Source organism: Bradyrhizobium sp. WU425, assembly GCF_021052305.1.
Classification (GTDB): domain Bacteria; phylum Pseudomonadota; class Alphaproteobacteria; order Rhizobiales; family Xanthobacteraceae; genus Bradyrhizobium; species Bradyrhizobium canariense_D.
This window is the reverse complement of sequence record NZ_CP088089.1, coordinates 6201616-6226345: the sequence shown is the minus strand read 5'-3', so window position 1 is coordinate 6226345 and position 24730 is coordinate 6201616. Positions and strand designations below refer to the sequence as shown.

Sequence of the window (24730 nt, the reverse complement as noted above, 5' to 3'; positions counted from 1 at the left end):
ATCGATCCTACTGCCCCAGCCGTTCGATCAGGGCCGGTGCGTGCACCTGGTCGGCCTTGTAGTTGCCCGTCAGCGTGTACATCACGATGTTGGCGCCGGCGCGGTAGGCGAATTCGCGCTGGCGGGGGTCGCCGCCGATCACCGGCAGCATGGACTGGCCGTCGGGCCGCACGGCCCAGGCGCCGGCCAGGTCGTTCGAGGTGATGATGATCGGCGAGACGCCGTCGCCGCCGCGTGCCGGCCGCTGCGCGCTGTCCTCGTCGTCTTCGCGCGGCAAGGTCTCGACCCAGGTCTGGCCGGTGCTGAAGCGGCCGGGGAAGTCGCGCAACAGATAGAAGGTCTTGGTCAGCACGTGCTCCCGCGGCACCGGCTCCAGCTCGGGCACGTCGAGCGAGGACAGGATCTCGCGGAGCGTCTGCATGGCCGGGGTCTGCGCGGCGCCGTTCGCGCCGGGTGGCGCTTCGACCGCGTCGCGGGTGTCGAACAGCACGGTGCCGCCCTGCTTCATATAGGCGTCGATCTTGTTGATGGCGTCCCGCGACGGCTTGGGCGCGCCCGGCACGATCGGCCAGTAGATCAGCGGGAAGAAAGCGAGTTCGTCGCGCGCCGGGTCGATGCCGACGGGATCGCCGGCCTCAAGCGCGGTGCGCTGCGCCAGGAACAGCGTCAGTCCGGATAGCCCGGCCCTGACGATGGAATCGACGTCGGCATTGCCGGTCACGACATAAGCGAGGCGGGTCTGCGACACCGCCTTCATCGCGAACTCGTCGGACGCGCTGTCCGCATGCGACGGCGTCGGCACGAACGAGGCGAGACCTGCGAGCACCAGCCCAAAGACGATCATCGCGGGCGCGGCGCGGCGGCGCACCAGCGCGGCAAGGCCGCCGCCGAGTACCGCGACGATGATGGCGTCGATCAGGAACAGCGCGAGCGCCGTCGATAGCAGCCAACCGCGCAAGTCCTGCGGCTCGGCGTTGGTGTAGGTGGCATGCCGGGCGCGCAGGCTCGTGGTGTTCAGGGCTGCGATACGGTCGGCGCTGGCAAGCGTGTTCACGGCGAGCGGTCCTTCTGCCGGACCATAGAAGCCCGGCGGATGATCGGGTGTGGCGCGGTCGCGATAATCCGCGGGCAGCGGCTTTGCGGCAGCCGGCGGCGGACCGAACGCGCCAAAGCCATCGAGGATGTGCAACGGCGCCACCGTTTCGGCGGTCGCCTCGGTGGCAACGCCTGGACCCGGCTTCGCGGTATAGCCGGACATGTCGACGACACGCCGCAGGATTTCGACGAAGGTGCCCGACATCGGCAGATCCGACCAGCGCATGTCGGCGCTGACGTGGAACAGGCTGACGACGCCCTTGCCGCGATGCTCGCCTGTTACCAGCGGCGTGCCGTCTTCCAGCGACGCCCAGCTTTTGGTGGCGAGCACGGCGTCGGGCTCGGCCAGCACCTGGCGGCTTATGGTGACGTCCTTGGGGACCACGACGCCGGCAAACGGACCATCGGCGGCAAAGGAGGCAAGATGTTGCGGCTTTTCCCAGGTCAGGCTGCCGCCGAGCGTCCGGCCGCCCTTGCGCAGCTTGACCGGGACGAGATCGTCCTCGGCCTGCGCCAGCCGCGGACCGGCGAACCGCACCAGCACGCCGCCCTGGTCGATCCAGGCATTGAGACGCTCGCGGATTTCAGGGGCGATGGTGCCGACATCGGCAAGGATGATCATCGGCAGCTTCTGATCGAGGAACTGCGTGATGCCCTGCTGCGGCGAGCCCTTGTCGGCAAGCCGCACGTCGGCGAACGGCGCCAGCGCACGGGTGAGATAGAAGGTCGGCGCCAGCAGCGGCTGCGCGGTCTCGCTGGTCGAGCCCGAGACGATGCCGATGGCGCGGCGGCGCCAGCGCTTGTCGAGCAGCTGCACTGCGCCGGCGGAGCGCTCACCGGCAATTTCCAGCCGCGTGATGTCGTTGCGCAGCTCGACCGGCAGATCGAACGACGCTTCGGTTTCCTTGTCCTGCGGGCCGAACGAATAACGCGCCTCGCCGATCGGCGAGGCCTTCTGGTCCAGCGCGCGCACGGTGCCGATGGCGATGCCGCCGTCGGTGCGCAGCACCTTCACCGTCATCCTGGCTGCGGCGTTCTCGGCCGCGACCAGGGCTAGGGCTGAGGAGGTGCCGCCTTCGAACACGGTCAGGCTGCGATCGCCGATGGTCTTGCCGAGGCCAGTCACGAATTCCTCGCCGCGACCGGTATCGACGCTGTCGGAGAGCCAGGCGATCTCGCAGTCGCCGGTTGCTTTCAGGAAGCGATCGATTGCGGTCAGGGTCTCGACGCGTTCGATCGAATACGGCTTTGGCGTCAGCTGCCGCAGCGCGACGCGCGCGGCGCCCGCCGGCATCAATGTGATATCGCGGTTCGGCTCGGACAGCGGCACCAGCGCGATCGCACGGCGGTCGTTCTCGGCACTGGCGATCAATTCGTCGGCGGCCCTGATCCGGATGTCCCAGTTCGAGGCCGCGCTCCAGCCGTCGTCGAACATGATCATCAGCGGCGCCTTGCTGGCGGCCGCGCCTGTTTGCGGATTCCAGATCGGACCGGCGGCGGCGAAAATGACCAGTGCCGCAGCCAGCAGCCGCAATGCGGTCAACCACCACGGCGTTCGCGACGGGGTCTCTTCGCGCGGTGCGATGTCGAACAGCAGGCGCGTCGGCGGAAACTCGATCCGGCGCGGCCGCGGCGGCATCACGCGCAACAGCCACCACAGCACCGGCAGGCTGACGAGGCCGATCAGGAGCAGCGGTTCGGTGAAGGCGAGCGGCAGTCCCATCATGCTGCCGGCCCCGCCTTGATCGTTGTGGTGCGCGCGCCCGATTTGCTCACCTGCATGCCGGCATGCAGGAACAGCAAGAGCTCGGCGGCCGAGCGGTCGGTCGCATGCGTCGTGAACAGCCAGTCGAGCTTGTTGGTCTCGGCGCGGATCTGGTCGCGGTGCAGCGCGAGCCGCGCGGTGTAATCCTGCGCCCAGCTCTCGGCGCGGCCGGCGGTGATCACGCCGAACCCCTCGGGCTCGACGAACTCGACGCGGCCGGAATAGGGAAATGATTCCTCGGCGGGATCGACGACCTGCACCAGCGTGCCATGCGCGCCGGAGCCGGACAGGCCGGCGAGCGTGGTCCTGATCTCGGAGAGCGGCGACCAGAAGTCCGACAGCACGATCGTCTCGGCCAGCGCCGCGGGCACGAAGGAGGGCGGCAGGCTCAAGCGATCGGCATCGTCATGCAGCATCGCCTGCGCCATCTTGTCGATGACGCTGCGGCTCGCGGTCGGTGCCATCAGCCCGGGAATGCCGACGCGTTCACCGCCGGAGACCAGCAGCTCGGCCAGCGCGAAGGCGACGATCAGCGTCCGCTCGAGCTTGGATTCACGCGCCTGCTTTGACGCGAACGCCATCGAGGGCGAACGATCGGGCCAGATCCAGACCGTATGCGAGGCTTCCCATTCGAGCTCGCGGACATAGAGGAGATCGTCGCGCGCCGAGCGCCGCCAGTCGACATTCTGCGACGGTTCGCCGGAGACGAAGCGGCGGTATTGCCAGAAATTTTCGCCAGACCCGGCGCGGCGGCGGCCGTGCAGGCCGTGGATGACGTTGGCGGCGATACGGCGGGCCTCGAGCACCAGGCGCGGCAGCGAAGCGGCGAGCGTACGGCTTTCGCCATCGGCACGTCGGATCGCGATGACCTCCTTTGCTGTGTGCCCGTTCTCCGTCGCCATCAACCGATCCGTGTCTTCAATTGCCGGATCACGTCCGGAATCGTGCGGCCTTCGGCGCGCGCCTGGAACGTCAGCGCCATGCGGTGCTTCAGCACGGGCTCGGCGAGGTCGAGCACGTCGTCGATTGAGGGCGCGAGGCGGCCGTCGATCAGCGCGCGAGCGCGCACCGCGAGCATCAGCGATTGGCTGGCGCGCGGGCCCGGTCCCCAGGCGATGAACTTGCTGGTGTCGCCGCCGTCCGGACCCGGACGGGCCGAGCGCACCAGCGACAGGATCGCCTCGACCACGGAATCGCCGACCGGCAGGCGCCGGATCAGTCGCTGCGCGGTGATGAGTGCATCAGGTGTCATCGAGCCCTTCGCCAGCGTCTCGTCGGCGCCGGTGGTCTCGAACAGGATGCGGCGCTCGGCGTCGCGGTCGGGATAGTCGACGTCGATCTCCATCAGGAAACGGTCGAGCTGGGCTTCGGGCAGCGGATAGGTGCCTTCCTGCTCCAGCGGGTTTTGCGTGGCGAGCACGTGGAACGGCTTCGGCAGATCGTGACGCGCGCCGGCAACGGTGATGTGCTGCTCCTGCATCGCCTGCAGCAGCGCCGACTGCGTGCGCGGGCTGGCGCGGTTGATCTCGTCGGCCATCAGCAGTTGCGCGAACACCGGGCCGGAGATGAAGCGGAAGGCACGCTTGCCGGAGGTGCTCTCGTCCAGCACTTCGGCGCCGAGAATGTCCGACGGCATCAGATCGGGCGTGAACTGGATGCGCTTGGCATCGAGGCCGAGGGTGATGCCGAGCGTCTCGACCAGCTTGGTCTTGGCCAGACCGGGGACACCGATCAACAGCGCATGGCCGCCGGAGAGGATGGTGACCAGCGTGTTCTCGATCACGCGATCCTGGCCGAAGATGACGGACGCGATCGCATCCTTTGCCGCGCGAATCTGGCTCGACACCTGCTCGGCCGAACGGACGATTCCGTCTTCGAGCTTCTCGACACTCTCCGCCATCCGTTAGCTCCTTCAGCCTGCCATGCAGCTCGCTTGCGTCGTCATGTCATCACGTCCTCAACTCAAGACGTGGGCCCTATGCTAGACTTGCAGGAAGGCCATGTATTCGTTGAATTAACCTATCCCCACCTTATCGGCTTAGGGATATGTAGGGCATCACGAAGTGGCGACCTCCACACCGGACGAATGCGGGGTGGAACCGAGTACCCGGATACAACGTAAACCTGCACCAATCGTGCCAAATGACCGATCGTGCCAAATGACAAAGTCAGGGCAAACCATGGCGAACCAAGGGCAGAGCGCCGATCGCGGTCTTGAGGGGCTGACTGCCGCTGCCAAAACTGCTGCCGATGCCGAAGGCGCCAAAAAGGGCCTGCCTCCGGTGCATTTGTGGAATCCGCCGTTTTGCGGCGATCTCGACATTCGAATCGCGTCAGATGGTACTTGGTTCTATTTGGGGACGCCAATCGGCCGTCATGCCTTGGTTCGCCTGTTCTCGACCATCCTCAAGCGCGAAGGCGACAAGCATTTCCTCGTCACGCCGGTGGAGAAGGTCGGCATTCGCGTCGACGACGCGCCGTTCATGGCGGTCGAGATGCAGAAGGACGGCGATGCCAACCATCGCGTGCTCCGCTTCCGCACCAATGTCGACGACTGGGTCACCTGCGATGCGGCGCACCGGCTGCGCTTCGAGCAGGCCAAGGACGGCGGGCTGACGCCCTATCTGCATATCCGCGCCGAGCTCTGGGCCAAGGTCACCCGCGCGCTCTATTACGATCTGGTTGACATGGGTGAGGAGCGGATGGTCGATGGCCAGCCGATGTTCGGTGTCGAGTCGGCCGGCGAGTTCTTCGCCATGGCCGATGCGGAGCAGGTGAGGGCCGCGCTTTGAACAAGCCTATCTCCAGGAACGATCCCGCCGTGATCGGTGCGGCGGATTTCTTCGCCCGCTCCGCCGCGCGGCTCGGCTTCGACGTTCCGCCCGGCCTCTACGATCCCAACATCATTCCGGCCTCGGGCGATCCCGGCACCGACAAGATGCTCGAGATCATCGCGCGCGAGCAGCCGGTGCGGCCGGCGGCGGTCTTGATCGCGGTGGTCGATCATCCCGAGCCGACAATTCTGCTGACGCAGCGTTCGGCGCATCTGAACGACCATGCCGGCCAGATCGCATTCCCCGGCGGCAAGATCGACGCAACCGACCGCTCGCCGCTCGATGCGGCGCTGCGCGAGGCCGAGGAGGAGGTCGGGCTGTCGCGCGACTTCGTCGAGCCGATCGGCTATCTCGATCTCTACGGCACCGGCTTCGGCTTCCGCATCCTGCCGACGGTGGCCAGGGTGCGCCCGGGCTTTGAGCTGACGATCAACCATTCCGAGGTTGATGATGCGTTCGAAGTGCCGCTATCCTTCCTGATGAACCCGGCCAACCACCAGGTGCACAGCAAGGAATTCCGCGGCATGGAGCGGTCCTACTACGCGATGCCGTTTGCCGAACGCTACATCTGGGGCGCGACGGCCGGCATGCTCCGTGTGCTCTATGAGCGGATCTATTCGTCATGATTCGGCCGATCCTGACCGAGATCGGAATCTTCCTCGTTCCCTTTGCCGTCTATGCGCTGTTCCTGGCCGCCACGCGTTCCGGCCTGTTCGTGCAATCGTCCTGGCCGATCACCATCGTCGCGCGTCTCATGCTGGCGGCGCTCGTGCTGGTGATCGCCGGGCTGATCGGCTTTGCGCATTTCTCCGGCGCCGCACCGGATTCGACCTATGTCCCCGCCCATGTCGAGAACGGCAAGCTCGTGCCGGGCGTGGAAAGATAGGGCCGGCCGATGAGCGCGGTGCCCATGCTCGCCGATGCGCCCTGGCTGATTTCGGGTGGCACCGCGCGCGTCCTGCAATTGCTCAATGCGGATGGCGAGGAGGCGCGGGTTGTCGGCGGCGCCGTGCGCAACGCGCTGCTCGGCCTCGTCCCCGGCGACATCGACATCGCGACCACGGCGCTCCCGCACGAGGTGATGCGGCGCGCCAAAGCTGCCGGCATCAAGGCTGTGCCGACCGGCATCGACCACGGCACCGTCACCCTCGTCATCGACGGGCAACCTTACGAAGTCACGACGTTGCGCGAGGATACCGAGACCTTCGGCCGCAAGGCCAAGGTCGCGTTCGGCCGCGACTGGGTGAAGGACGCCGAGCGCCGCGACTTCACGATGAACGGGCTCTCGGTCGATGCCGACGGCGTCGTCCACGATTACGTCGGAGGCATCGCGGATGCGGCCGCGCGGCGCGTGCGCTTCATCGGTGATCCCGACCAGCGCATCGCCGAGGATTTCCTGCGCATCCTGCGCTTCTTCCGCATCCACGCCGCCTTCGGCGCCGGCGATCCCGACCGCGACGGCTATGTCGCCTGCATCCGGGGACGCGCCGGCCTCGCGAGCCTCTCGGCCGAGCGGCTGCGCATGGAGACGCTGAAGCTTCTGGTCGCTCCCGGCGCGTCCGCCGCCGCGCTTGCGATGGCCGATGGCGGATTGCTGCAGGCGCTGACCGGCGGCGTGGTCTACACCGGACCGCTCGCGGCGATGATCGTGATCGAGCGCGAGCTCGGCCTCACCGCAAGCAGCACGCGGCGCCTCGCCGCGCTGGCGATCGCGGTGACTGAAGACGCCAAGCGCGTCGCCACGCGCCTGAGGCTCTCCAATGCGGAAACCAAGGCGCTGGATTCGATGGGGCACCGCTGGTGGCGCTTGGCCACCAAGGACGAAGCCGATGCGCGGCGGCTGCTCTACCGGCTCGGTGCGGATCGCTATCACGATCGCGTGTTGCTGGGCTGGGCGAGAGCCGGCGGTGACGTCGGCTCGTCGCGATGGCGTGCGCTCGCCGAGCTGCCGCAGCGCTGGACTGCGCCGAAATTTCCGCTTCGCGCCGCCGACTTCATCGCGCGCGGCATGGCGGAAGGACCCTCGCTCGGACATGTGTTGACGCTCGCGGAGGACGCTTGGCTTGCGGCGGATTTTCCCCTAGAGGAAGCCGCACTCGCTTCCATCGCCGATCAAGCTGCGGCACGCGTCAGCCGCGATGAGAGAACGTGACCATCGTCTCAGGCTTCGCCGACATCTCGATCTTTCAGCTCCTGCTGGTCGCGTTGATGGCGTTGTTTGCTTCGATTATCGGTGGTCTCGCCGGCTACGGCACCGGCGCCTTGATGCCGCTGGTGCTGGTGCCTCTCGTCGGCGCCGAACCGGTGGTGCCGATCATCGCGATCTCCGCGATCTTCACCAATTCCAGCCGCGCGCTCGCCTATCTCCGCTATGCCGATCGCCGCCGCGCGCTGATCGTGCTGGCCTGTGCGGCACTGACGACAGCGCTTGGTGCCTACGGCTACACACGGCTGACCAATGCGGGCGCGGCGCTGGTGATTGGCTCCATGCTGATCCTGAGCGTGCCGCTGCGCCGTGTGCTCCGCCGCCGCCAGGTCAAGATCGGCGACACTGGGCTTGCGGCCGGCTCGGTCGGCTATGGCGTGCTGGTCGGCGGCACCTCCGGCTCCGGCGTGATCCTGCTGTCGCTGCTGATGGCCGCGGGCCTGGAAGGCGCGGCCGTGATCGCGACCGATGCCATGATCTCGCTCGGCACCGGCCTCATCAAGATCTCGGTGTTCGGCCTCGCCGGCGCCGTGACCGCACAGGTGCTCGCCTTTGCGCTGCTGATCGGAGCAATCGCAATCCCCGGCGCGTTCCTGGCAAAAGCCTTCGTCGAGCGGATGCCGGTGCACATCCACACCGCGATCCTCGACGTCGCGGTGATCACCGGCGGCGTAGTGATGATCTCGGCTGGGGCGAGGCAGCTCATCTAATCAATCGGATGTGGCGCTGTCCCGCTGCCAGTTTGGTTCACGCCGCGGGTCTAGTGTGAGGGACTGCAGTCCAGTTCCTTGATCCTGCCGGCGGCGTCAAATGCCAAAAGTGCACTCATGACGCCAGCACTGGTGAGGTACGAGATAATGGTGCCGTCGTTGCGCCAGGGATTGAGATCATCCAACGTGCCTGCCGGATATTTCCGGAGGTGATCGACCCAATAGGCACGAAGTGCTTCGCGGCCGGTGATGGTTTGGCCGCCGGCGCAGCCGCAGTGGACCACGGCGTCCTCGGCATGAAGTTCCAAAATCGCTTCGATATCGCCCGCGCGATAGGCATCAAGCCAGTCGACCGCAACGGCCATCGGGTCAAAGGACATATTTTTCACTCGCATCGCGTCCAAATCTGGGTCAGGCTCTGGAACCGCCAGGCCTTTTTTGATTTTAATATCCCACCCGGGCACGGCCATATGGCGAACGACATAGGGGACCGGGCCGAGGGCCAAAGTCGATGTTGGACACGTCCGCCAGGCAGGGGATACTCAAGCCCATCCGGCTCGTGATCGTCGATCCACAGCCGATCGTTCTGCAGGGACTGAGGTCGGTCCTCGGGACGCAGCCGGACTTCGACGTTGTCGCATCGTCCAGCGATCGGACAAGCTGCCTCGAAGCAATTCGGAAGCTGACACCTGACGTCGCGCTTCTTGCCGACAAGGTGCCGGATCTGACGGTCTCCGAGATCCTCGCGATTGTGAAGGCGGAGAAGCTCTCCACGCGCCTGGTGTTCTTCACCGAGTCCGATACCGACCACGATCTGACTTCAGCCATCACAGCCGGCGCCTGCAGCGCAATTTCGAAGTATGCCTCTCCCGCCACGATGCTGCGATCGCTGCGGCTGATGACGAAGAGCGGCGTGGCACTGGAGAAGTCCGATCTCTCCGCACCCGGCAAGGAGGCGGACGGCGATAGCAAAGTCGAAAGGATGCTGGAGCTGTTGACGCAACGGGAACGTCAAATCGCACGACTCGTGGCGGAAGGAATGTCGAACAAGGAGATCGCGCGTCAGCTCAACGTTTCCGACGGGACGGTCAAGGTCCACCTGTACAATATTTTCCAGAAGCTCGAGATCACCAACAGAACTGTGCTCGCGACCATCGCATTGCTGCAACGGCCCTCCGGCCTGGCCGCGCTCTCCCTGGCATTTCTGGCGCTCGCAATTGCGGACGAACTCAAGGCGTCGGAAGCGAACGACATCTTCCCGGATGAGAACGGCGTCGGCCACGTGGACGAGCACGCGGGGTACGAGCCCTGGAAAAAAGGGATTCTCCGGCACCTCGTCGTCTGGGAATCCGGCGAGCCGCCCACGCAGGCCCAGAGAGACTTGTTCGCCAAGGCCGCCCAAATCACCAACCCGGCGGCGGCAATGGAAGCGCTACGCGCGGCCGAGCAATCCGGGGGCGCGAAAGCGTGGACGCACCACGCTCCTGCTGGATCGGGCGCGCCCGATCTTCCCGTGCCCTTACTGCGAGGAGCAAACGACATACAGGTCGGAGTTGACCCGGCCCCGGAACATCAATTCCCGCGGCTTCTTTCCAATGCGATGTCGATGCATGGAGGGTATGGCAACTTTGCTATTCTCACCGGTGCGTTGATCTACGCACTGGAGGATCCCCATCTCGCCGCCCACGCGCATGACCTTCGTCAAGCGTCGATCGACAGCATCCTGGCCGTCACTGAAGAGAGTGCGACCACAAAACTGGCCGCGATCACCCATGCTGCCGCCAATCATGCCGACAATTCAGCCCCGGGTTTCCTTTCGCACGATGTCCGCCTGTCTTTCGCCGCTGTGACCACTGGAAACGGCAACCTCGCTGAAGGCGCTCTGGGCGAAAAGGGCCCGGGCGATGCGGGTGACAATCTCCATAAATTTGTTGGCGCGGACCCTGGTCACGATGCCGGTGTCGGCGGGGGCGGCGACGTTGAAAAAATTGTTTATCGCTCCCCGATTGACTCCGAGTCTAACCAGTTCAAGTCGACCTCTTCCGACGCCGTGTTCGATTTCGCATCTGGGCCGGGCAGGATCAATCTTGCGGCTTTCGGAGCGCTTGCCTGGCTGCACATGACGGCGGCAACCAAGTCTATACCGCCACATACACTCGCCTGGGTCTACGACTCCGCAAGCAACGAGACGATCGTCTATGTGAATGCGACCGATCATATCCTTGATATCGGCGATCGCGGCCTGCTGGAAATCCATCTCGAGGGGATCGTGGCCGTTGCGGAGGCGGATGTCGGCTCCGAGCCAGATGGCGCGGCTGTTGCGACCACCTTGGAGCAGCTCGAAGCCGCGCTGATACCGGCGATCGCAACCGATGAGGCCGCTCTGACGAAGGATCATGTCCAAACCAGTATCGAGGGGAGCGAGAGCACGCTCGGGACGGCTGGAGCCTGGGCCCTTCTGGCCAACAACGGCTCGGGTTTCCATTTCGGGCAGGCCCGGACCGGCTTGGGGACGTCGACGAGGCTCAGAAGCTCCAGCGACGCGTCGGCGGATGCAACGGAAGAGAGCGATGGTGCGTCTGCCGCGTCGGCTCACGCATCATCCATCGAGCTTGCTCATAGCGCGACGGCCCCGGCAGCGGCAAATGTCGCATCGAACAATGGTCCGATCAATGCGGGCAACGGCGTTTCGTCGACGGGGCCCAACGAGATCGGCCAACCCAGCGTCGTAACCGCCGACAGCGCGGGGCACGGCAACTCGCAGCACGCTTCGGACCCATCGACTGAAGCTGGCTCCAAACCGGGCAACGGCGTCGGCCATGACGCCGAGCATCACGATAAGGCCTCGGACGCTCCAGGAGGGTCAGCGAAGAACGCAGAACCAGACGGCGCGGAACACGGCAAAGCCGGGCACTCAAATGCTGCAAAAGCACCGGACGCAGCCGAGACCGATCCGGACGTCGCAACGGCCGCCGACGCGGGTCACGGCAACTCGAAGCACGCTTCGGAGCCGGGGTCTGCAAAGGCGGCAGCCGACGAATCGCCTGAAGCTGGCTCCAAAGCGGGCCACGGCGTCGGCAATGGCGCCGAGCATCACGCTTCGGCTTCGGAAGCTCCGGGAGGGCCAGCGAAGAAGGCCGACCCAGGCGGCGCCGAACACGGCAAATCCGGGCACTCCGCCGCCCCAAACGCACCAGACGCAGGCGAGATCGATCCGGGCGCCGCGATAGCCGCCGGTGCAGGCCACGGCAACCCGCAGCACGCATCGGAGCCAGGATCTGCAAAGGCGGCAAGCACGGGGTCGACGGAAGATGGGGGCAAACCCGGCAACGGCGTCGGCAATGGCGCCGAGCATCACACTAAGGACCCGGAGGCTCAGGGAGGGGCAGCGCAGAAGGCAGAACCAGACGGCGCGGAACACGGCAAATCCGGGCACTCAACCGCTGCAAACGCACCAGACGCAACCGAGATCGATCCGGGCGCCGCAACGGCCGCCAGCACGGGTCACGGCAATGCGCAGCACGCTTCAGAACCAGAATCTTCGAAGGCGGCAGCCAGCGAATCGACTGGAGCTGGCTCCAAAGCGGGCAACGCCGCCGACCGTGGTGGCGAGCATCACGCTTCGGCTTCCGAAGGCGCGCAAACACCAGCGACAACGGCAGAACCAGACGGCGCGGAACACGGAAAATCCGGGCACTCAGCCGCTGCAAGCCCGCTGGACGGAGCAGCGATCGATCCGGCCGCCGCAACGCCCGCCAGCGCGGGCCACGGCAACTCGCAACGCGCTTCGGAGCCAGGATCTGCAAAGGCGGCAAGCACGGAATCGACGGAACACGGAGGCAAACCGGGCAACGGCGCCGGCGATGGCGCCGAGCATCCCTCTTCGGCTTCGCAGGCTGCGGGGACCGTGAAGACAGCAGAACCAGCCACCGTGGACCACGGTAACTCGCAGCACGCTGCGCAATCTGCAGCAATCGCAGACGACGCACACGCGGCCAAGGCTGCGTTCGAAACCGGCGGCGCAGACCAGGGACCGGTATTCCGGTTCGATAGCGGCGTAGCTCCTTCTGCTTTCGTCGAGATAGTCGGACTGAAAGAGTTCAATCATCCGCTGGATGCGCACGTTCCGCCCGGTCAGGAAGAAGGCCTCGGGTTCAACGTCAAGCTCGTCCCTCATGCACTGAACGGACACGCGGACGATCACGGCACCAACAGCCCGCACCAAGCGATTCTACCTGCGCATCATGATTTGCTGATCTGAACCGCTGCATCGTCATTGACCGAAAATGGCAACTGTCACCGTAGCCACGGCTCAGGAACGCGACGCCTTTGGCGGATCAGCCTGATGGGGAGCAGTTGTTCAGGGTTGCAGCCGTGAGAGCAGACGTTGCCGATCCTGATCGCGACCTCGCTGCTCCATGCGCATCCGTTCAAGTTCGCCTTCAGCTTTGGTTGTGTCCTCGTTCTGGCGCTTCATTTCGATGATCAGCGCCTCCTGCTCGGCGAGCCGGCGTTCTCCTTCGACGACGTCGCGCTCGATCTGCCTCAGCTCATCGTATATCGCCGTCGTGTACATCGCGATCCTCGCGCGGCCGTGCTGCGAAGCACGCCGCAGAGTAGGTTTCGCTTCGTGCAGGGCCTTTATCGGGCGCGCGGTGCGGCTATGACCACAGCGCGACGCGTATGGCTTTTAACTCAGCCAGCTTCGCGAACGTTCCGGCTGATGCCATTTTTTCCCGGGCTTTGATCGATCGCACGAGAGGCCATGTTTGTTAACCGATCCCCTTGGCGGAAGCGGATCGCCAACTGCCCGGAACGGATCTCGTCAAGCGAGCGCACCCGTTGTCGGCGGCGATGCACTCGGCTCAGGGCTGCGCCTCAGCCAAGTTGCAAACAAGCGGTCGGCACAATATCGTCGATCGTCCGCGCCGATGTCTGACGTTCAATCTCCCTCAGGAACCAACACCATGAATGTGGTCTCAGTGCCCAGCGGGATCCATCGCCCTTCAGGGAAGGTCGATATCCCGTCCGCCTGGGAGGGCGCTGAGATGAAAGCCAATCCCGATCGATGGTTGATATCGCTTGCTGCCGGCGAAATCGCCGAACTCGAGGGCGTGGCTGAAACATATCTTGGCAGAAACAAAAAAATCGCCGAGATCACGAAGGAAAGCTTTCCGCTTCCCCATCTCGGCGCGCACCTGGAAGATCTCAAGAAGAAGCTCCTGGTAGGCATTGGCTTCGAAGTGATCCGCGGCCTCCCGGTGGCAAAATACAGTCAGGAGTTTGCCGCTACGATCTTTTGCGGAGTGGGCGCCCATCTTGGATCGGCGCGGTCTCAGAATGCAGCGGGCCACATTCTCGGTCACGTCCGTGACACCGGCGCCGATGCTAAGGATCCGAACACCCGAATTTATCAAACCTCGGAACGGCAAACATTCCACACGGATTCGTCCGACGTGGTTGGATTGTTATGCATTCGCGAGGCGAGGGAGGGAGGGGATTCTCTCCTTGTCAGTACGACGACAATCTACAACGAGATGTTTGACAGACGTCCCGACCTTGCCGCTCTCTTGTTTGATCCGATCGCGACGGACCGACGAGGCGAGGTGCCGGAGAACGAAAAGCCATATCTTGAAATCCCGGTGCTGAATTGGCATGCGGGGTTCCTGACCGGGTTTTATCAGCGCCAATATATCGATAGTGCGCAGCGCTTTCGCGATGCGCCGAGACTGACGCCGGCTCACGTCGAGGCGCTCGATCTTTTTGACGCGCTCGCAAATGATCCCGCGCTGCATTTCGGCATGCGGCTTCAGCCGGGCGACATGCAGTTCGTTTACAATCATGCCTTGCTGCATGACCGGACCGGATTCCGCGATTGGCCCGATGCAGGCCAGAAGCGTCATTTATTGCGCCTTTGGCTCAGCATGGAAGGCGACCGGCCGTTGCCCGATTGCTTCAAGCAGCGCTATGGCTCGATCGAGATCGGTAACCGTGGCGGCATCATCACCAAAGGGACCAGTTTGAACGTTCCGTTGGATTGACGTTCGAGCATCCAGCGATGTCCGCTCTCGTGCCGATATGGACAGAGGAGCGGACACCAAGTTGGGCGGAGCCGAGCACCCCGACCTAATGAGGACGCGGCCTCAGCCGCGCTTACTCCTCGTCTTCGTCGTCTTCATCCTCGTCTTCGTCGTCGAGCTCTTCCAGGTGCTCGAGCACCGCAAGCGGGAGCGTCTCGCGAAACAGATCGCCCTCCGCGCCCATCCAGAGACAGATCACGTCCTCGCCCTTCACGTCCGCGACGGTGAGCGGCTGCCCGCCGGATTTCAGCATGACGATATCGCCGGCTTTTAGTTCCATGGATGGTCCTTTCGGGTTGATTGACGGCGAAGCTAGCAAACCGGCATGACATGCCGATCACGGGCTACTCGGTCAGTGGATGTGTTGCGGTAGCGCGCATCCGCCGGCCAGACTGCTGAAACGTCGATCAGAGAGCTTTAGGCCGGAGCGATCCCATCACGAGAGGCAATGGTGCCTGTTCGATGGATGGCACAAGGGCTCTTCCGTCCCGTGCGTCGCGACCATGACACCATGCGCCTGTTTTGCCCGACGGCGCAAATGATTTCGTCAGATCCGCAGTTTGCGCTTGCCGCAAGTCCTTGATTTTGCTGCGGCCGTCTACTGTGCATGGGGTTGTTTTCGACGTTTTTGTTTGCGCACCCCGATTGCAGTCAGTCCGGCACCAGTTCTGTCAGCGAGCGGATGATGCGGTCGGGCTTGACGATCGTGCCTTCGGGCAGGCCGTCGCCATGCACGTCGATCCAGATCGCATAGATGCCGAGACGCTGCGGCGTCACGACTTCCCATTCCAGATTGTCGCCGATCATCCATGTGTCCTTGGCGGTGACGCCGAGCGCCTCCATCGCGTGCAGATAGGCACGCTCCTCGGGCTTGCCGAAACCGTGCTCGCCCTCGATCTGGATGTGGTGGAAGCGGTGCGCCAGCTCGAAGCGTTCGACCTTGGCGCGCTGGGTGTCCGCGGCGCCGTTGGTCACCAATGCGAGCTTGATGCCGAGCGCCTTGAGCCTGTCGATAGCGTCATGCGCGCCGGGGAAGACGAACATCTCCTCCTCGCGATAGGCGGTGAAGCGGTCGGCCAGGCGAATGGCGAGGTCGTCGGGCAGGGCGCGATGACCGGCGGCCGCGAGCGAGGCGAAACCGCCCTTGACGGTGAGATGCCGGGCCTCGGCGAGCTTCATCCGCCAGGAAGCGTCCGCATTGGCCCAGAAATTCTTCGCGAAGGCCAGGACGGTGCTCGCGACCAGTTGCGGCGGCAGCGGCGCGAGTTCCTCGGCGAACTCCGCTGTGATCGTGTTCCAGGCGATCTCGGGCCGCGCATAGGCCGACAGGATGGTATCGTCCATGTCGATCAGCATGGCGCGCGGCAGCGGTCTCATCGCGGGCTTCATCGTCGTCATGGCCATTTCACCACCGGTGGCAGCGACGACAGGATCGAATCCACATTGCCGCCGGTCTTGAGACCGAAGATGGTGCCGCGGTCGTAGAGCAGGTTGAACTCGACATAGCGGCCGCGCCGGATCAATTGCTCCTCGCGATCCTCCGCGGTCCAGCTTGTCGCGAAATTGCGCCGCACGATGTCGGGATAGACCTTCAGGAAGGCGCGGCCGACATCCCGGGTGAAGGCGAGGTCAGCGTCCCAGTCGCCGCTGTCGTGCCAGTCGTAGAAGATGCCGCCGATGCCGCGCGCCTCTTTGCGGTGCGGCAGGTGGAAATACTCGTCGCACCACTTCTTGTACTTGTCGTAATCGGCGATGCCGTTCGGCTGGGTGCAGGCCTGTTTCATTGCGGCGTGGAAGGCGATGCTATCGGCATCGTCCTGCGTGCGCCGGCGGTCGAGCACCGGCGTAAGATCGGCGCCGCCGCCGAACCAGGCTTTGGTGGTGACGACGAAGCGCGTGTTCATGTGCACCGCCGGCACGTGCGGATTGCGCAGATGCGCAATCAGCGAGATGCCGGAGGCCCAGAACTTCGGGTCGTCCGCCGCGCCCGGAATTTGCGCGCGAAACTCTGGTGCGAATTCGCCGTGCACGGTGGAGCAATGCACGCCGACCTTCTCGAACAGGCGGCCGGACATCATCGACATCACGCCGCCGCCGCCGGCCGCGCCGGTATGATCGGTGCGCTGCCAGGGTGTGCGTTTGAAGCGGCCGGCCTCACCGGGATAAAGGCTCTCGGGGGCATCGTCCTCCAGCCGCTCGAAGCTCGCGCAGATGTCGTCGCGCAAGGCTTCGAACCAGGCGCGTGCGCGCGTCTTGCGGTCTTCGATCAAGCTCGGGTCCAATGTGGATGTCATTTCGTCAGCCCTGCGGACCGTAATAGGTGCAGCTCTCGTTGCAACTGTCGCGGTGGATGCTGACGCGGGTGAGCTTGCCGATAGGAGCCAGCCGCTCCCAGACGAAGCGCGAGAGGTTTTCCAGCGTCGGTGTGCCCAGCGCCTCGATCTTGTTGAGGTACTTGTGATCCAGCGTCATGCGCACATCCTCGATGGCGCGCTGGACCAGGCCGAGATCGACCACCATGCCGGTTTTGGGATCGGGCGTGCCGCGCAGCGTCACCTCGGCGCGGAAGGAGTGGCCGTGGATCTCTTCGCTGGCCGCGCCGAATGTCGTTCCCGACAATGAGTGCGCCGCCTCGAAGCGAAACGATTTCGTCAATTCCCACATCTGTTCGAAAACCAATCCTATCTGATACCAAGCGACTTATGCGTCTGCACGCTGAGCCGCCATTGCGGATGATTGAGGCAATAGTCGATGGCGCCCGCGGTGTTTTGGGCGACCTCGAGCCCGTCCATCGGCTGCAACGAGAAGCGCTCGAAGGCGAGATCCGCGAAGGCGTCCGGCATGGCGAGCGGCTGCGGATAGACCAGCTTCAGTTCGTGGCCACGCCGGACCACCAGATCGCTGCCGCCCTTTGGGCTGACGCAGATCCAGTCGAGCCCCTCGGGCGGGGCGATGGTGCCGTTGGTCTCGACGCCGATCTCGAAGCCGCGGGCATGGAGCGCGTCGACCAGCGCGGTATCGACCTGGAGCAGTGGCTCGCCGCCGGTGAGCACCACATAGCGGTTGGCGGTGGAGGCTGTCCATTGCGCGGCGATGGTGTCTGCGAGTTCCGCGGCCGAGCCATAGCGACCGCCGAGGGTGCCGTTGGTGCCGACGAAATCGGTGTCGCAGAATTTGCAAGTGGCCTCCTGACGGTCGGCCTCGCGCCCGCTCCAGAGGTTGCAGCCGGCAAAACGGCAAAACACGGACGCGCGCCCGGCATGGGCGCCTTCGCCTTGCAAGGTCAGGAAGATTTCCTTGACCGCGTAACTCAACCGTCTCTCCTCAACATCTCAAACTTGCGGGTTCCGGAGCTGCCTTAGCGCTTCGCCTGCGGCCATCGCCGCGGTCATGGCGACATTGAGCGACCTCAGCCCCGGAGCGATCGGGATCACCAGCCGCGCGTCCGCCGCCTCGACCACCGCCTCGGTGACGCCGGCGCTCTCGCGCCCGAATAGCAGGATGTCCGCCGTCTGGTAACGGAAATCGCGGTAGTCGGTCGCCCCCTTGGTGGTGAACAGCAGCAGGCGAGCGCCTTGCGCCGCCCGCCATTGCTCGAACTTTGACCAGGAGTCATGCCTGACGATGCTGACCTGATCGAGGTAGTCCATTCCCGCCCTGCGGAAATGCCGGTCGGAGACCGGGAAGCCCGCCGGTTCGATGATATGGGCGGCCATGCCCAGACAGGCGCAGAGCCTGAGAATCGTGCCGGTGTTCTGGGGGATGTCGGGTTGGAAAAGCGCTATCTGCATGGGCGGTGCCGGGTTCGGTGCGGGCCGGAAATGTCTCAATAAAACATCGCTGGCCGCGGAATTCGTGCATTGCACGCTCCCGCGCCGATAGCGGGCTTGCGCTCGCCCGGCAAGGGTGCCAATAGAACGATTCTGGACTGCTGTTTTCGCCTTGTTTTGGTGGGGGCACGCGAAGTTCTGCCGCCGCGGGGGGCCGCGGGCGCCGGCAGGCTGTTCCGGGGACCTTGGGGGCTCCCGGAGCGGTTCCGCCGGCTGCATAAGAAGAAAGGGTTGGAATCGTGACGACAGCGTCTTCGGCGGACCATCCGACACGCCGTGATTTCTTATTCGTTGCAACGGGGGCAGCTGCAGCAGTAGGGGGCGCAGCCGCGCTCTGGCCCTTTATCTCCCAAATGAATCCTGATGCGTCGACCATCGCCGCTGGTGCGCCGATCGAGGTCGATCTCAGCCCGGTTGCCGAGGGGCAGGACATCAAGGTGTTCTGGCGCGGCAAGCCGATCTATATCAGCCACCGCACCAAGAAGCAGATCGACGAGGCGCGCGCCGTCAACGTGGCGAGCCTGCCCGATCCGCAGTCCGACGAGGCCCGGGTCAAGTCCGGCCATGAGCAGTGGCTGGTCGTGATCGGCATCTGCACCCATCTCGGCTGCATCCCGATCGCCCATGAAGGCAATTACGACGGGTTCTTCTGCCCCTGCCATGGTTCGCAGTACGATTCGTCCGGCCGCATCCGCCAGGGGCCCGCGCCCGCGAACCTGCCGGTGCCGCCGTACCAGTTCGTTTCCGACACCAAAATCCAGATCGGCTGAGCTTCGGGCCCTCGTCCGAAGCTTCGCGCCGTCTCGTCGTATTATTTCCTCAGGATCGCATCATGAGCGGACCATCCGACTACCAGCCGAGCAATCCGGCCCTGCAATGGATCGAGCGACGTCTGCCGATCCTCGGCCTCATGCACTCCTCCTTCGTGGTCTATCCCACCCCGCGCAACCTGAACTATTGGTGGACCTTCGGCGCCATCCTCTCCTTCATGCTGGGGATCCAGATCCTGACCGGCGTGATCCTGGCGATGCACTACACGCCGCATGCCGACCTCGCCTTCAAGTCGGTCGAGCTGCTCGTCCGTGACGTCAATTACGGCTGGCTGCTGCGCAACATGCATGCCGTCGGCGCCTCGATGTTCTTCGTCGCTGTCTACGTCCACATGCTGCGCGGCCTCTATTACGGCTCCTACAAGGAGCCGCGCGAGGTGCTGTGGATCCTTGGCGTCATCATCTACCTCCTGATGATGGCGACGGGCTTCATGGGCTACGTGCTGCCGTGGGGCCAGATGAGCTTCTGGGGCGCCACCGTCATCACCAATCTGTTCTCCGCCATCCCCTATGTCGGCGAGAGCATCGTGACGCTCTTGTGGGGCGGCTATTCGGTCGGCAACCCGACGCTGAACCGCTTCTTCTCGCTGCACTATCTACTGCCGTTCCTGATCGCGGGCGTCGTCGTGCTCCACGTCTGGGCGCTGCATGTCTCCGGCCAGAACAACCCTGATGGCGTCGAGCCCAAGACGGAAAAGGACACTGTTCCGTTCACGCCGCATGCAACCATCAAGGATATGTTCGGCGTCTCCTGCTTCATGCTGCTCTACGCCTGGTTCATCTTCTACATGCCGAATTATCTCGGCGACGCCGACAATTACATTCCGGCGAACCCGGGCGTGACGCCGCCGCACATCGTGCCGGAATGGTATTACCTGCCTTTCTACGCGATCCTGCGCTCGATCCCGAACAAGCTCGCGGGCGTGATCGGGATGTTCTCGGCGATCATCATCCTGTGCTTCCTGCCCTGGCTCGACGCCGCCAGGACGAAGTCGTCGAAGTACCGTCCGCTGGCCAAGCAGTTCTTCTGGATCTTCGTCGCGGTCTGCATCCTGCTCGGCTATCTCGGCGCGCAGCCGCCGGAAGGCATCTATGTGATCGCCGGCCGGGTCCTGACGTTCTGCTATTTCGCCTACTTCCTGATCGTGCTGCCGCTGCTCTCGCGGATCGAGAAGCCGCGTCCGGTGCCGAACTCGATCTCGGATGCCGTCCTGGCCAAAACCGGGAGCAGGTCGACGCCGATGGTGTCGAGCGCGATCGTGCTTGCGCTGGCGGGCGCGTTGTTTGCGGGCTCAGCCGACAGCGCGCGCGCCTCCGAAGGCAGCGACAAGCCGCCGGGCAACAAATGGTCGTTCGCCGGTCCGTTCGGCAAGTACGATCGCGGCGCATTGCAACGCGGCCTGAAGGTCTACAAGGAAGTCTGCGCCAACTGTCACGGCCTGTCCTACGTCGCCTTCCGCAATCTCGCGGAAGCCGGCGGTCCCGGCTATTCGGTCGCGCAGGCTGCAGCCTTCGCCTCCGACTACAAGGTCAAGGATGGTCCGAACGACGCCGGCGACATGTTCGAACGCGCGGGCCGGCCGGCGGATTATTTCCCCTCGCCATTCCCGAACGAGCAGGCGGCGCGTGCGGCGAACGGCGGCGCGGCGCCGCCGGATCTGTCGCTGATCACCAAGGCGCGTTCCTACGGCCGCGGCTTCCCGATGTTCATCGTCGACTTCTTCACCCAGTATCAGGAGCAGGGTCCGGACTACGTCTCGGCGCTGCTCCAGGGCTTTGAGGACAAGGCGCCCGAAGGTGTGACCATCCCGGAGGGCTCCTACTACAACAAGTACTTCCCGGGCCACGCCATCAAGATGCCGAAGCCGCTCAGCGACGGCCAGGTCACCTATGACGACGGCTCGCCGACCACGGTCGCGCAGTATTCCAAGGACGTCACCACGTTCCTGATGTGGACCGCCGAACCGCATATGGAAGCGCGCAAGCGCCTCGGTTTCCAGGTGTTCATCTTCCTGATCATCTTCGCCGGCCTGATGTACTTCACCAAGAAGAAGGTCTGGGCAGACTCGCACTGAGGGGCCCGAGGCGAGAATGAAGAGGCCCCCGCAAGGGGGCTTTTTTGTTGGGCACGAGAGTGTGTTGTTAGGCGCGATTGCCTATCGCCCGCTCAAACGCCAAAATGCCGCCAACCGCTCCCCAAAAACTCGTCGGAGGACACCATGGGAACCACCATCACCTTCAAGCGCCCGGACGGCAAGGACGCATCGGGCTATCTCGCCAATGCCGCGCGCGGCAACGCGCCGGGCGTGGTGGTGATCCAAGAATGGTGGGGCCTTTCGGACCAGATCAAGGGCCTCTGCGACCGCTTCGCGCTGGCCGGGTTCGATGCGCTGGCGCCAGATCTCTACAAGGGCAAGGTGGTGCCGTATCACGACACCGACGCCGCCGGCAAAGAGATGAACTCGCTCGACTTCATGGACGCCACCACGCAGACGGTGCGCGGCGCCACGCAATATCTGTCGCGCAACGGCGCCAAGGTGGGCCTGACCGGCTTCTGCCTCGGCGGCGCCGTCACCATCATCGGCGCGGTGCATGTGCCGGAGCTCGCCGCCGGCGTGGTGTTCTACGGCATCCCGCCAGAGCAGGCGGCCAAGCCCGCCGACGTCAAGATCCCGCTTCAGGCCCATTTCGCCAACAAGGACGATTGGTGCACGCCGGAGCTGGTCAACGGTTTCGAAAAGGCCATGAAGGCCGCCGGCAAGTCGCTGGAGCTGTTCCGCTATGACGCCGAGCACGCTTTCGTCAACGAGCAGCGCCAGGCCGTGCACGACCGGGAAGCCGCCGAGCTCGCCTGGGGCAGGGCGACGGAGTTTTTCAGGAAGCATCTGGGGTAGGTGTGCTGCGCCAGTCGCGCTACCATTTCAGTGTCGCCCCGGCCTGGTGCGCAATTGCCCGGCCTTCGCCGGGACGACTGTGGTGATCGGCGTTGAGCAGCCAGCCCAGCCAGCCTTGACGTCGTCCCCGCGCCATGGTGAGTATCCGCCCATGAGCACCGCCGTCCGCCCATCCCGTCTTTGGTGGCGCACCTCCTGAGAGGTGGCCGGTGCGATTTATTCTCCCAAAATCGTCTGAGGTCGCCCACGCAGTGCGGCGGCCTGATCGTTTGTCCTGTGTGGCGTTCCCTCGACAAGTTTCGTAAGAGGACCCCATGAACAGGACCGTCTTTGCCCTTCCGGCTCGAAGCGACTACGTGACCCGCGCGGGGCTTGCGATCACGCGCGTGGCGGAACAGTTTTCCGGCGGCGCCAACCGGCTCGACGATCTCGTCAGCCTGCTCGACCGCCGCCGCGGCGTGGTGCTGTCGTCGGGCACGACCGTGCCCGGCCGCTACGAGAGTTTTGACCTCGGCTTCTCCGATCCGCCGCTCAAGCTCGAGACCACCGGCGTCAATTTCAAGCTGGAAGCGCTGAACGCGCGCGGGGAGGTGCTGATCGCCTTCCTCGCCGACGTCTTGCGCGAACCCTGCGTCGTGATCTCCGAGACGACGCCGACGCGCCTTGCCGGTCATATCATCCGCGGCGAAGCCCCGATCGACGAAGACCAGCGCACGCGGCGCGCCAGCGTGATGTCGCTGGTGCGCGATCTCGTCGCCGCTTTCTCCGCCAATGACGACGGCGTGCTCGGCCTGTTCGGCGCCTTCGCCTACGATCTCGTGTTCCAGATCGAGGACCTCGTGCAGAAGCGCGCGCGCGAGAGCGACCAGCGCGACATCGTGCTCTACGTCCCCGATCGCCTGCTCGCCTATGACCGCGCCACCGGCCGCGGCGTCGTGCTCACTTACGATTTCGCGTGGAAGGGCAAGTCCACCGCGGGCCTGCCGCACGAGACCGCCGAGAGCCCCTACCTCAAGACACCGCGCCAGGGTTTTGCCGATCACGCCCCCGGCGAATATCAGGCCACTGTCGAGACCGCGCGCGCTGCCTTTGCGCGTGGCGATCTGTTCGAGGCGGTGCCGGGGCAGCTCTTCGCCGAGCCCTGCGACCGCTCGCCGGCGGAAGTGTTCCAGCGGCTCTGTGTCATCAATCCGTCGCCCTACGGCGCGCTGATGAATCTCGGCGAGGGCGAATTTCTCGTCTCGGCCTCTCCGGAAATGTTCGTGCGCTCGGACGGACGCCGGGTCGAGACCTGCCCGATCTCGGGGACGATCGCGCGCGGTACCGATGCGATCGGCGATGCCGAGCAGATCCGCCAGCTCCTGAACTCCGAGAAGGACGAGTTCGAGCTCAACATGTGCACCGACGTCGACCGTAACGACAAGGCGCGCGTCTGCGTCCCGGGCACGATCAAGGTGCTGGCGCGCCGGCAGATCGAGACCTATTCAAAGCTCTTCCACACCGTCGACCATGTCGAAGGCATGCTGCGTCCCGGCTTCGATGCGCTCGATGCGTTCCTCACGCATGCCTGGGCCGTCACCGTCACCGGCGCACCAAAACTCTGGGCGATGCAGTTCGTCGAGGATCACGAGCGCTCGCCGCGCCGCTGGTATGCCGGCGCGATCGGAGCGGTGAATTTCGACGGCAGCATCAACACCGGCCTCACCATTCGCACCATCCGGATGAAGGAGGGCCTCGCGGAAGTGCGCGTCGGCGCCACCTGTTTGTTCGACTCCGATCCCGCCGCCGAGGACCGCGAATGCCAGGTCAAGGCCGCGGCCCTGTTCCAGGCGCTGCGCGGCGATCCGCCGAAGCCGCTGTCGGCCTTTGCGCCCGACGCCACCGGAAGCGGCAAGCGGGTACTGCTGATCGACCATGACGACAGCTTCGTCCATATGCTGGCCGATTACTTCCGCCAGGTCGGCGCCGACGTCACCGTGGTCCGCCATGTGCATGCGCTCGACATGCTCAAGCAGAAGCGGTGGGATTTGCTGGTGCTGTCGCCAGGGCCGGGCAGGCCCGAGGATTTTGGGATCAAGAAGACCATCGACGCGGCGCTGGAGGACAAGCTGCCGGTGTTCGGCGTCTGCCTCGGCGTCCAGGCGATCGGCGAGTATTTCGGCGGCGATCTCGGGCAGCTCACGCATCCCGCCCATGGCCGGCCCTCGCGGGTTCAGGTACGTGGCGGGCGGCTGATGCGCAATCTGCCGAACGAGATCGTCATCGGCCGCTATCACTCGCTGTATGTCGAGCGCGACAGCATGCCGGAGGTGCTATCCGTCACCGCCAGCACCGAGGACGGCGTCGCCATGGCGCTCGAGCACAAGACCCTGCCGGTCGCCGGCGTGCAATTCCATCCGGAATCGCTGATGTCGCTGAGCGGCGAGGTGGGCTTACGAATTGTCGAGAACGCGTTCCGCCTGGATGCGTCGCGCTGATTGAGAGGC

The 24730-nt window shown here is 64.7% G+C and carries 22 protein-coding genes; 11 read left to right on the top strand and 11 right to left on the bottom strand.

All coding sequences use genetic code 11. The features are described from left to right. Window positions 1-7 precede the first annotated feature (7 nt). Genes BcanWU425_RS30130 through BcanWU425_RS30120 form a run of 3 tightly spaced genes read right to left on the bottom strand, consistent with a single transcriptional unit; the run spans window position 8 to window position 4760 of the window. Window positions 8-2821: a DUF4159 domain-containing protein gene (locus tag BcanWU425_RS30130; RefSeq protein ID WP_204513828.1), complete on the bottom strand. Its 2814-nt coding sequence runs from the start codon at window positions 2819-2821 to the stop codon at window positions 8-10. After that, window positions 2818-3762, bottom strand: a complete 945-nt coding sequence (locus tag BcanWU425_RS30125) for a DUF58 domain-containing protein (RefSeq protein ID WP_085361320.1) — start codon at window positions 3760-3762, stop codon at window positions 2818-2820. Before BcanWU425_RS30125 ends, BcanWU425_RS30130 begins: the two co-directional genes overlap by 4 nt. Then, window positions 3762-4760 carry an AAA family ATPase gene (locus tag BcanWU425_RS30120; RefSeq protein WP_018454954.1) on the bottom strand — a complete coding sequence of 333 codons (999 nt, stop codon included), beginning with the start codon at window positions 4758-4760 and terminating at the stop codon, window positions 3762-3764. Before BcanWU425_RS30120 ends, BcanWU425_RS30125 begins: the two co-directional genes overlap by 1 nt. 280 nt (window positions 4761-5040) lie before the next feature. Between BcanWU425_RS30120 and BcanWU425_RS30115 the strand changes: the two genes are divergently transcribed. Genes BcanWU425_RS30115 through BcanWU425_RS30095 form a run of 5 tightly spaced genes read left to right on the top strand, consistent with a single transcriptional unit; the run spans window position 5041 to window position 8610 of the window. Further along, a complete protein-coding gene (locus BcanWU425_RS30115; RefSeq protein ID WP_018454953.1) occupies window positions 5041-5652 on the top strand; it encodes a DUF1285 domain-containing protein in 612 nt (203 codons plus the stop codon). Further along, window positions 5649-6320 (top strand): CoA pyrophosphatase, encoded by a 672-nt coding sequence (locus tag BcanWU425_RS30110; protein WP_027568565.1) that lies wholly within the window; start codon window positions 5649-5651, stop codon window positions 6318-6320. The genes BcanWU425_RS30115 and BcanWU425_RS30110 overlap by 4 nt, the downstream gene beginning before the upstream one ends. Next, on the top strand, window positions 6317-6580 hold the full coding sequence (locus tag BcanWU425_RS30105; protein WP_018454951.1) for a DUF6111 family protein: 264 nt from the start codon (window positions 6317-6319) through the stop codon (window positions 6578-6580). Before BcanWU425_RS30110 ends, BcanWU425_RS30105 begins: the two co-directional genes overlap by 4 nt. A gap of 9 nt (window positions 6581-6589) precedes the next feature. Next, window positions 6590-7846 carry a CCA tRNA nucleotidyltransferase gene (locus BcanWU425_RS30100; protein WP_204513829.1) on the top strand — a complete coding sequence of 419 codons (1257 nt, stop codon included), beginning with the start codon at window positions 6590-6592 and terminating at the stop codon, window positions 7844-7846. Further along, the gene (locus BcanWU425_RS30095) at window positions 7843-8610 is read left to right on the top strand and encodes a sulfite exporter TauE/SafE family protein (RefSeq protein WP_204513830.1); all 768 of its coding nucleotides are present in this window, start codon (window positions 7843-7845) and stop codon (window positions 8608-8610) included. Before BcanWU425_RS30100 ends, BcanWU425_RS30095 begins: the two co-directional genes overlap by 4 nt. 50 nt (window positions 8611-8660) lie before the next feature. On the opposite strand, the gene BcanWU425_RS30090 is transcribed toward BcanWU425_RS30095, so the two are convergent. Continuing rightward, window positions 8661-9080 (bottom strand): nuclear transport factor 2 family protein, encoded by a 420-nt coding sequence (locus tag BcanWU425_RS30090; protein WP_231188813.1) that lies wholly within the window; start codon window positions 9078-9080, stop codon window positions 8661-8663. 41 nt (window positions 9081-9121) lie between these two features. Between BcanWU425_RS30090 and BcanWU425_RS30085 the strand changes: the two genes are divergently transcribed. After that, window positions 9122-12871, top strand: coding sequence for a LuxR C-terminal-related transcriptional regulator (locus tag BcanWU425_RS30085; RefSeq protein WP_204513831.1), 3750 nt, complete (start codon window positions 9122-9124; stop codon window positions 12869-12871). 99 nt (window positions 12872-12970) lie between these two features. Here the strand turns inward: BcanWU425_RS30085 and BcanWU425_RS30080 are convergent, their stop codons facing one another. After that, window positions 12971-13186, bottom strand: a complete 216-nt coding sequence (locus tag BcanWU425_RS30080; RefSeq protein WP_018454947.1) for a hypothetical protein — start codon at window positions 13184-13186, stop codon at window positions 12971-12973. Window positions 13187-13577: 391 nt separating this feature from the next. Between BcanWU425_RS30080 and BcanWU425_RS30075 the strand changes: the two genes are divergently transcribed. After that, window positions 13578-14651: a TauD/TfdA family dioxygenase gene (locus tag BcanWU425_RS30075; RefSeq protein ID WP_231188803.1), complete on the top strand. Its 1074-nt coding sequence runs from the start codon at window positions 13578-13580 to the stop codon at window positions 14649-14651. Between the two features lie 112 nt (window positions 14652-14763). Here BcanWU425_RS30075 and BcanWU425_RS30070 read toward each other — a convergent pair whose 3' ends face one another. The 6 genes from BcanWU425_RS30070 to BcanWU425_RS30045 form a co-directional block, all read right to left on the bottom strand. Continuing rightward, window positions 14764-14970 (bottom strand): DUF2158 domain-containing protein, encoded by a 207-nt coding sequence (locus BcanWU425_RS30070; protein ID WP_231188800.1) that lies wholly within the window; start codon window positions 14968-14970, stop codon window positions 14764-14766. A 371-nt stretch (window positions 14971-15341) separates the two neighbouring features. Further along, on the bottom strand, window positions 15342-16094 hold the full coding sequence (locus BcanWU425_RS30065) for an HAD family hydrolase (RefSeq protein WP_231188798.1): 753 nt from the start codon (window positions 16092-16094) through the stop codon (window positions 15342-15344). Further along, complete coding sequence (gene hemF / locus BcanWU425_RS30060; protein WP_231188796.1) at window positions 16085-16984, bottom strand: oxygen-dependent coproporphyrinogen oxidase; 900 nt, start codon at window positions 16982-16984, stop codon at window positions 16085-16087. Before hemF ends, BcanWU425_RS30065 begins: the two co-directional genes overlap by 10 nt. 4 nt (window positions 16985-16988) lie before the next feature. Beyond that, window positions 16989-17354, bottom strand: a complete 366-nt coding sequence (locus BcanWU425_RS30055; RefSeq protein ID WP_204514105.1) for a 6-pyruvoyl trahydropterin synthase family protein — start codon at window positions 17352-17354, stop codon at window positions 16989-16991. A 17-nt stretch (window positions 17355-17371) separates the two neighbouring features. Next, window positions 17372-18004 carry a 7-carboxy-7-deazaguanine synthase gene (queE, locus tag BcanWU425_RS30050; RefSeq protein ID WP_231188794.1) on the bottom strand — a complete coding sequence of 211 codons (633 nt, stop codon included), beginning with the start codon at window positions 18002-18004 and terminating at the stop codon, window positions 17372-17374. A gap of 18 nt (window positions 18005-18022) precedes the next feature. Further along, window positions 18023-18481, bottom strand: coding sequence for a tRNA (cytidine(34)-2'-O)-methyltransferase (locus tag BcanWU425_RS30045; RefSeq protein ID WP_018454940.1), 459 nt, complete (start codon window positions 18479-18481; stop codon window positions 18023-18025). A gap of 278 nt (window positions 18482-18759) precedes the next feature. On the opposite strand from BcanWU425_RS30045, the gene petA reads away from it, so the two are divergent. From petA to BcanWU425_RS30025, 4 genes are all read left to right on the top strand, one after another. Further along, on the top strand, window positions 18760-19290 hold the full coding sequence (petA, locus tag BcanWU425_RS30040) for a ubiquinol-cytochrome c reductase iron-sulfur subunit (protein WP_026232845.1): 531 nt from the start codon (window positions 18760-18762) through the stop codon (window positions 19288-19290). 62 nt (window positions 19291-19352) lie between these two features. Next, the gene (gene fbcH, locus BcanWU425_RS30035) at window positions 19353-21425 is read left to right on the top strand and encodes a cytochrome b/c1 (RefSeq protein ID WP_018454938.1); all 2073 of its coding nucleotides are present in this window, start codon (window positions 19353-19355) and stop codon (window positions 21423-21425) included. Between the two features lie 144 nt (window positions 21426-21569). After that, window positions 21570-22244 carry a dienelactone hydrolase family protein gene (locus tag BcanWU425_RS30030; RefSeq protein WP_231188791.1) on the top strand — a complete coding sequence of 225 codons (675 nt, stop codon included), beginning with the start codon at window positions 21570-21572 and terminating at the stop codon, window positions 22242-22244. Window positions 22245-22558: 314 nt separating this feature from the next. Further along, complete coding sequence (locus tag BcanWU425_RS30025) at window positions 22559-24721, top strand: anthranilate synthase component I (RefSeq protein WP_231188790.1); 2163 nt, start codon at window positions 22559-22561, stop codon at window positions 24719-24721. The last annotated feature ends 9 nt before the right edge of the window (window positions 24722-24730 follow it).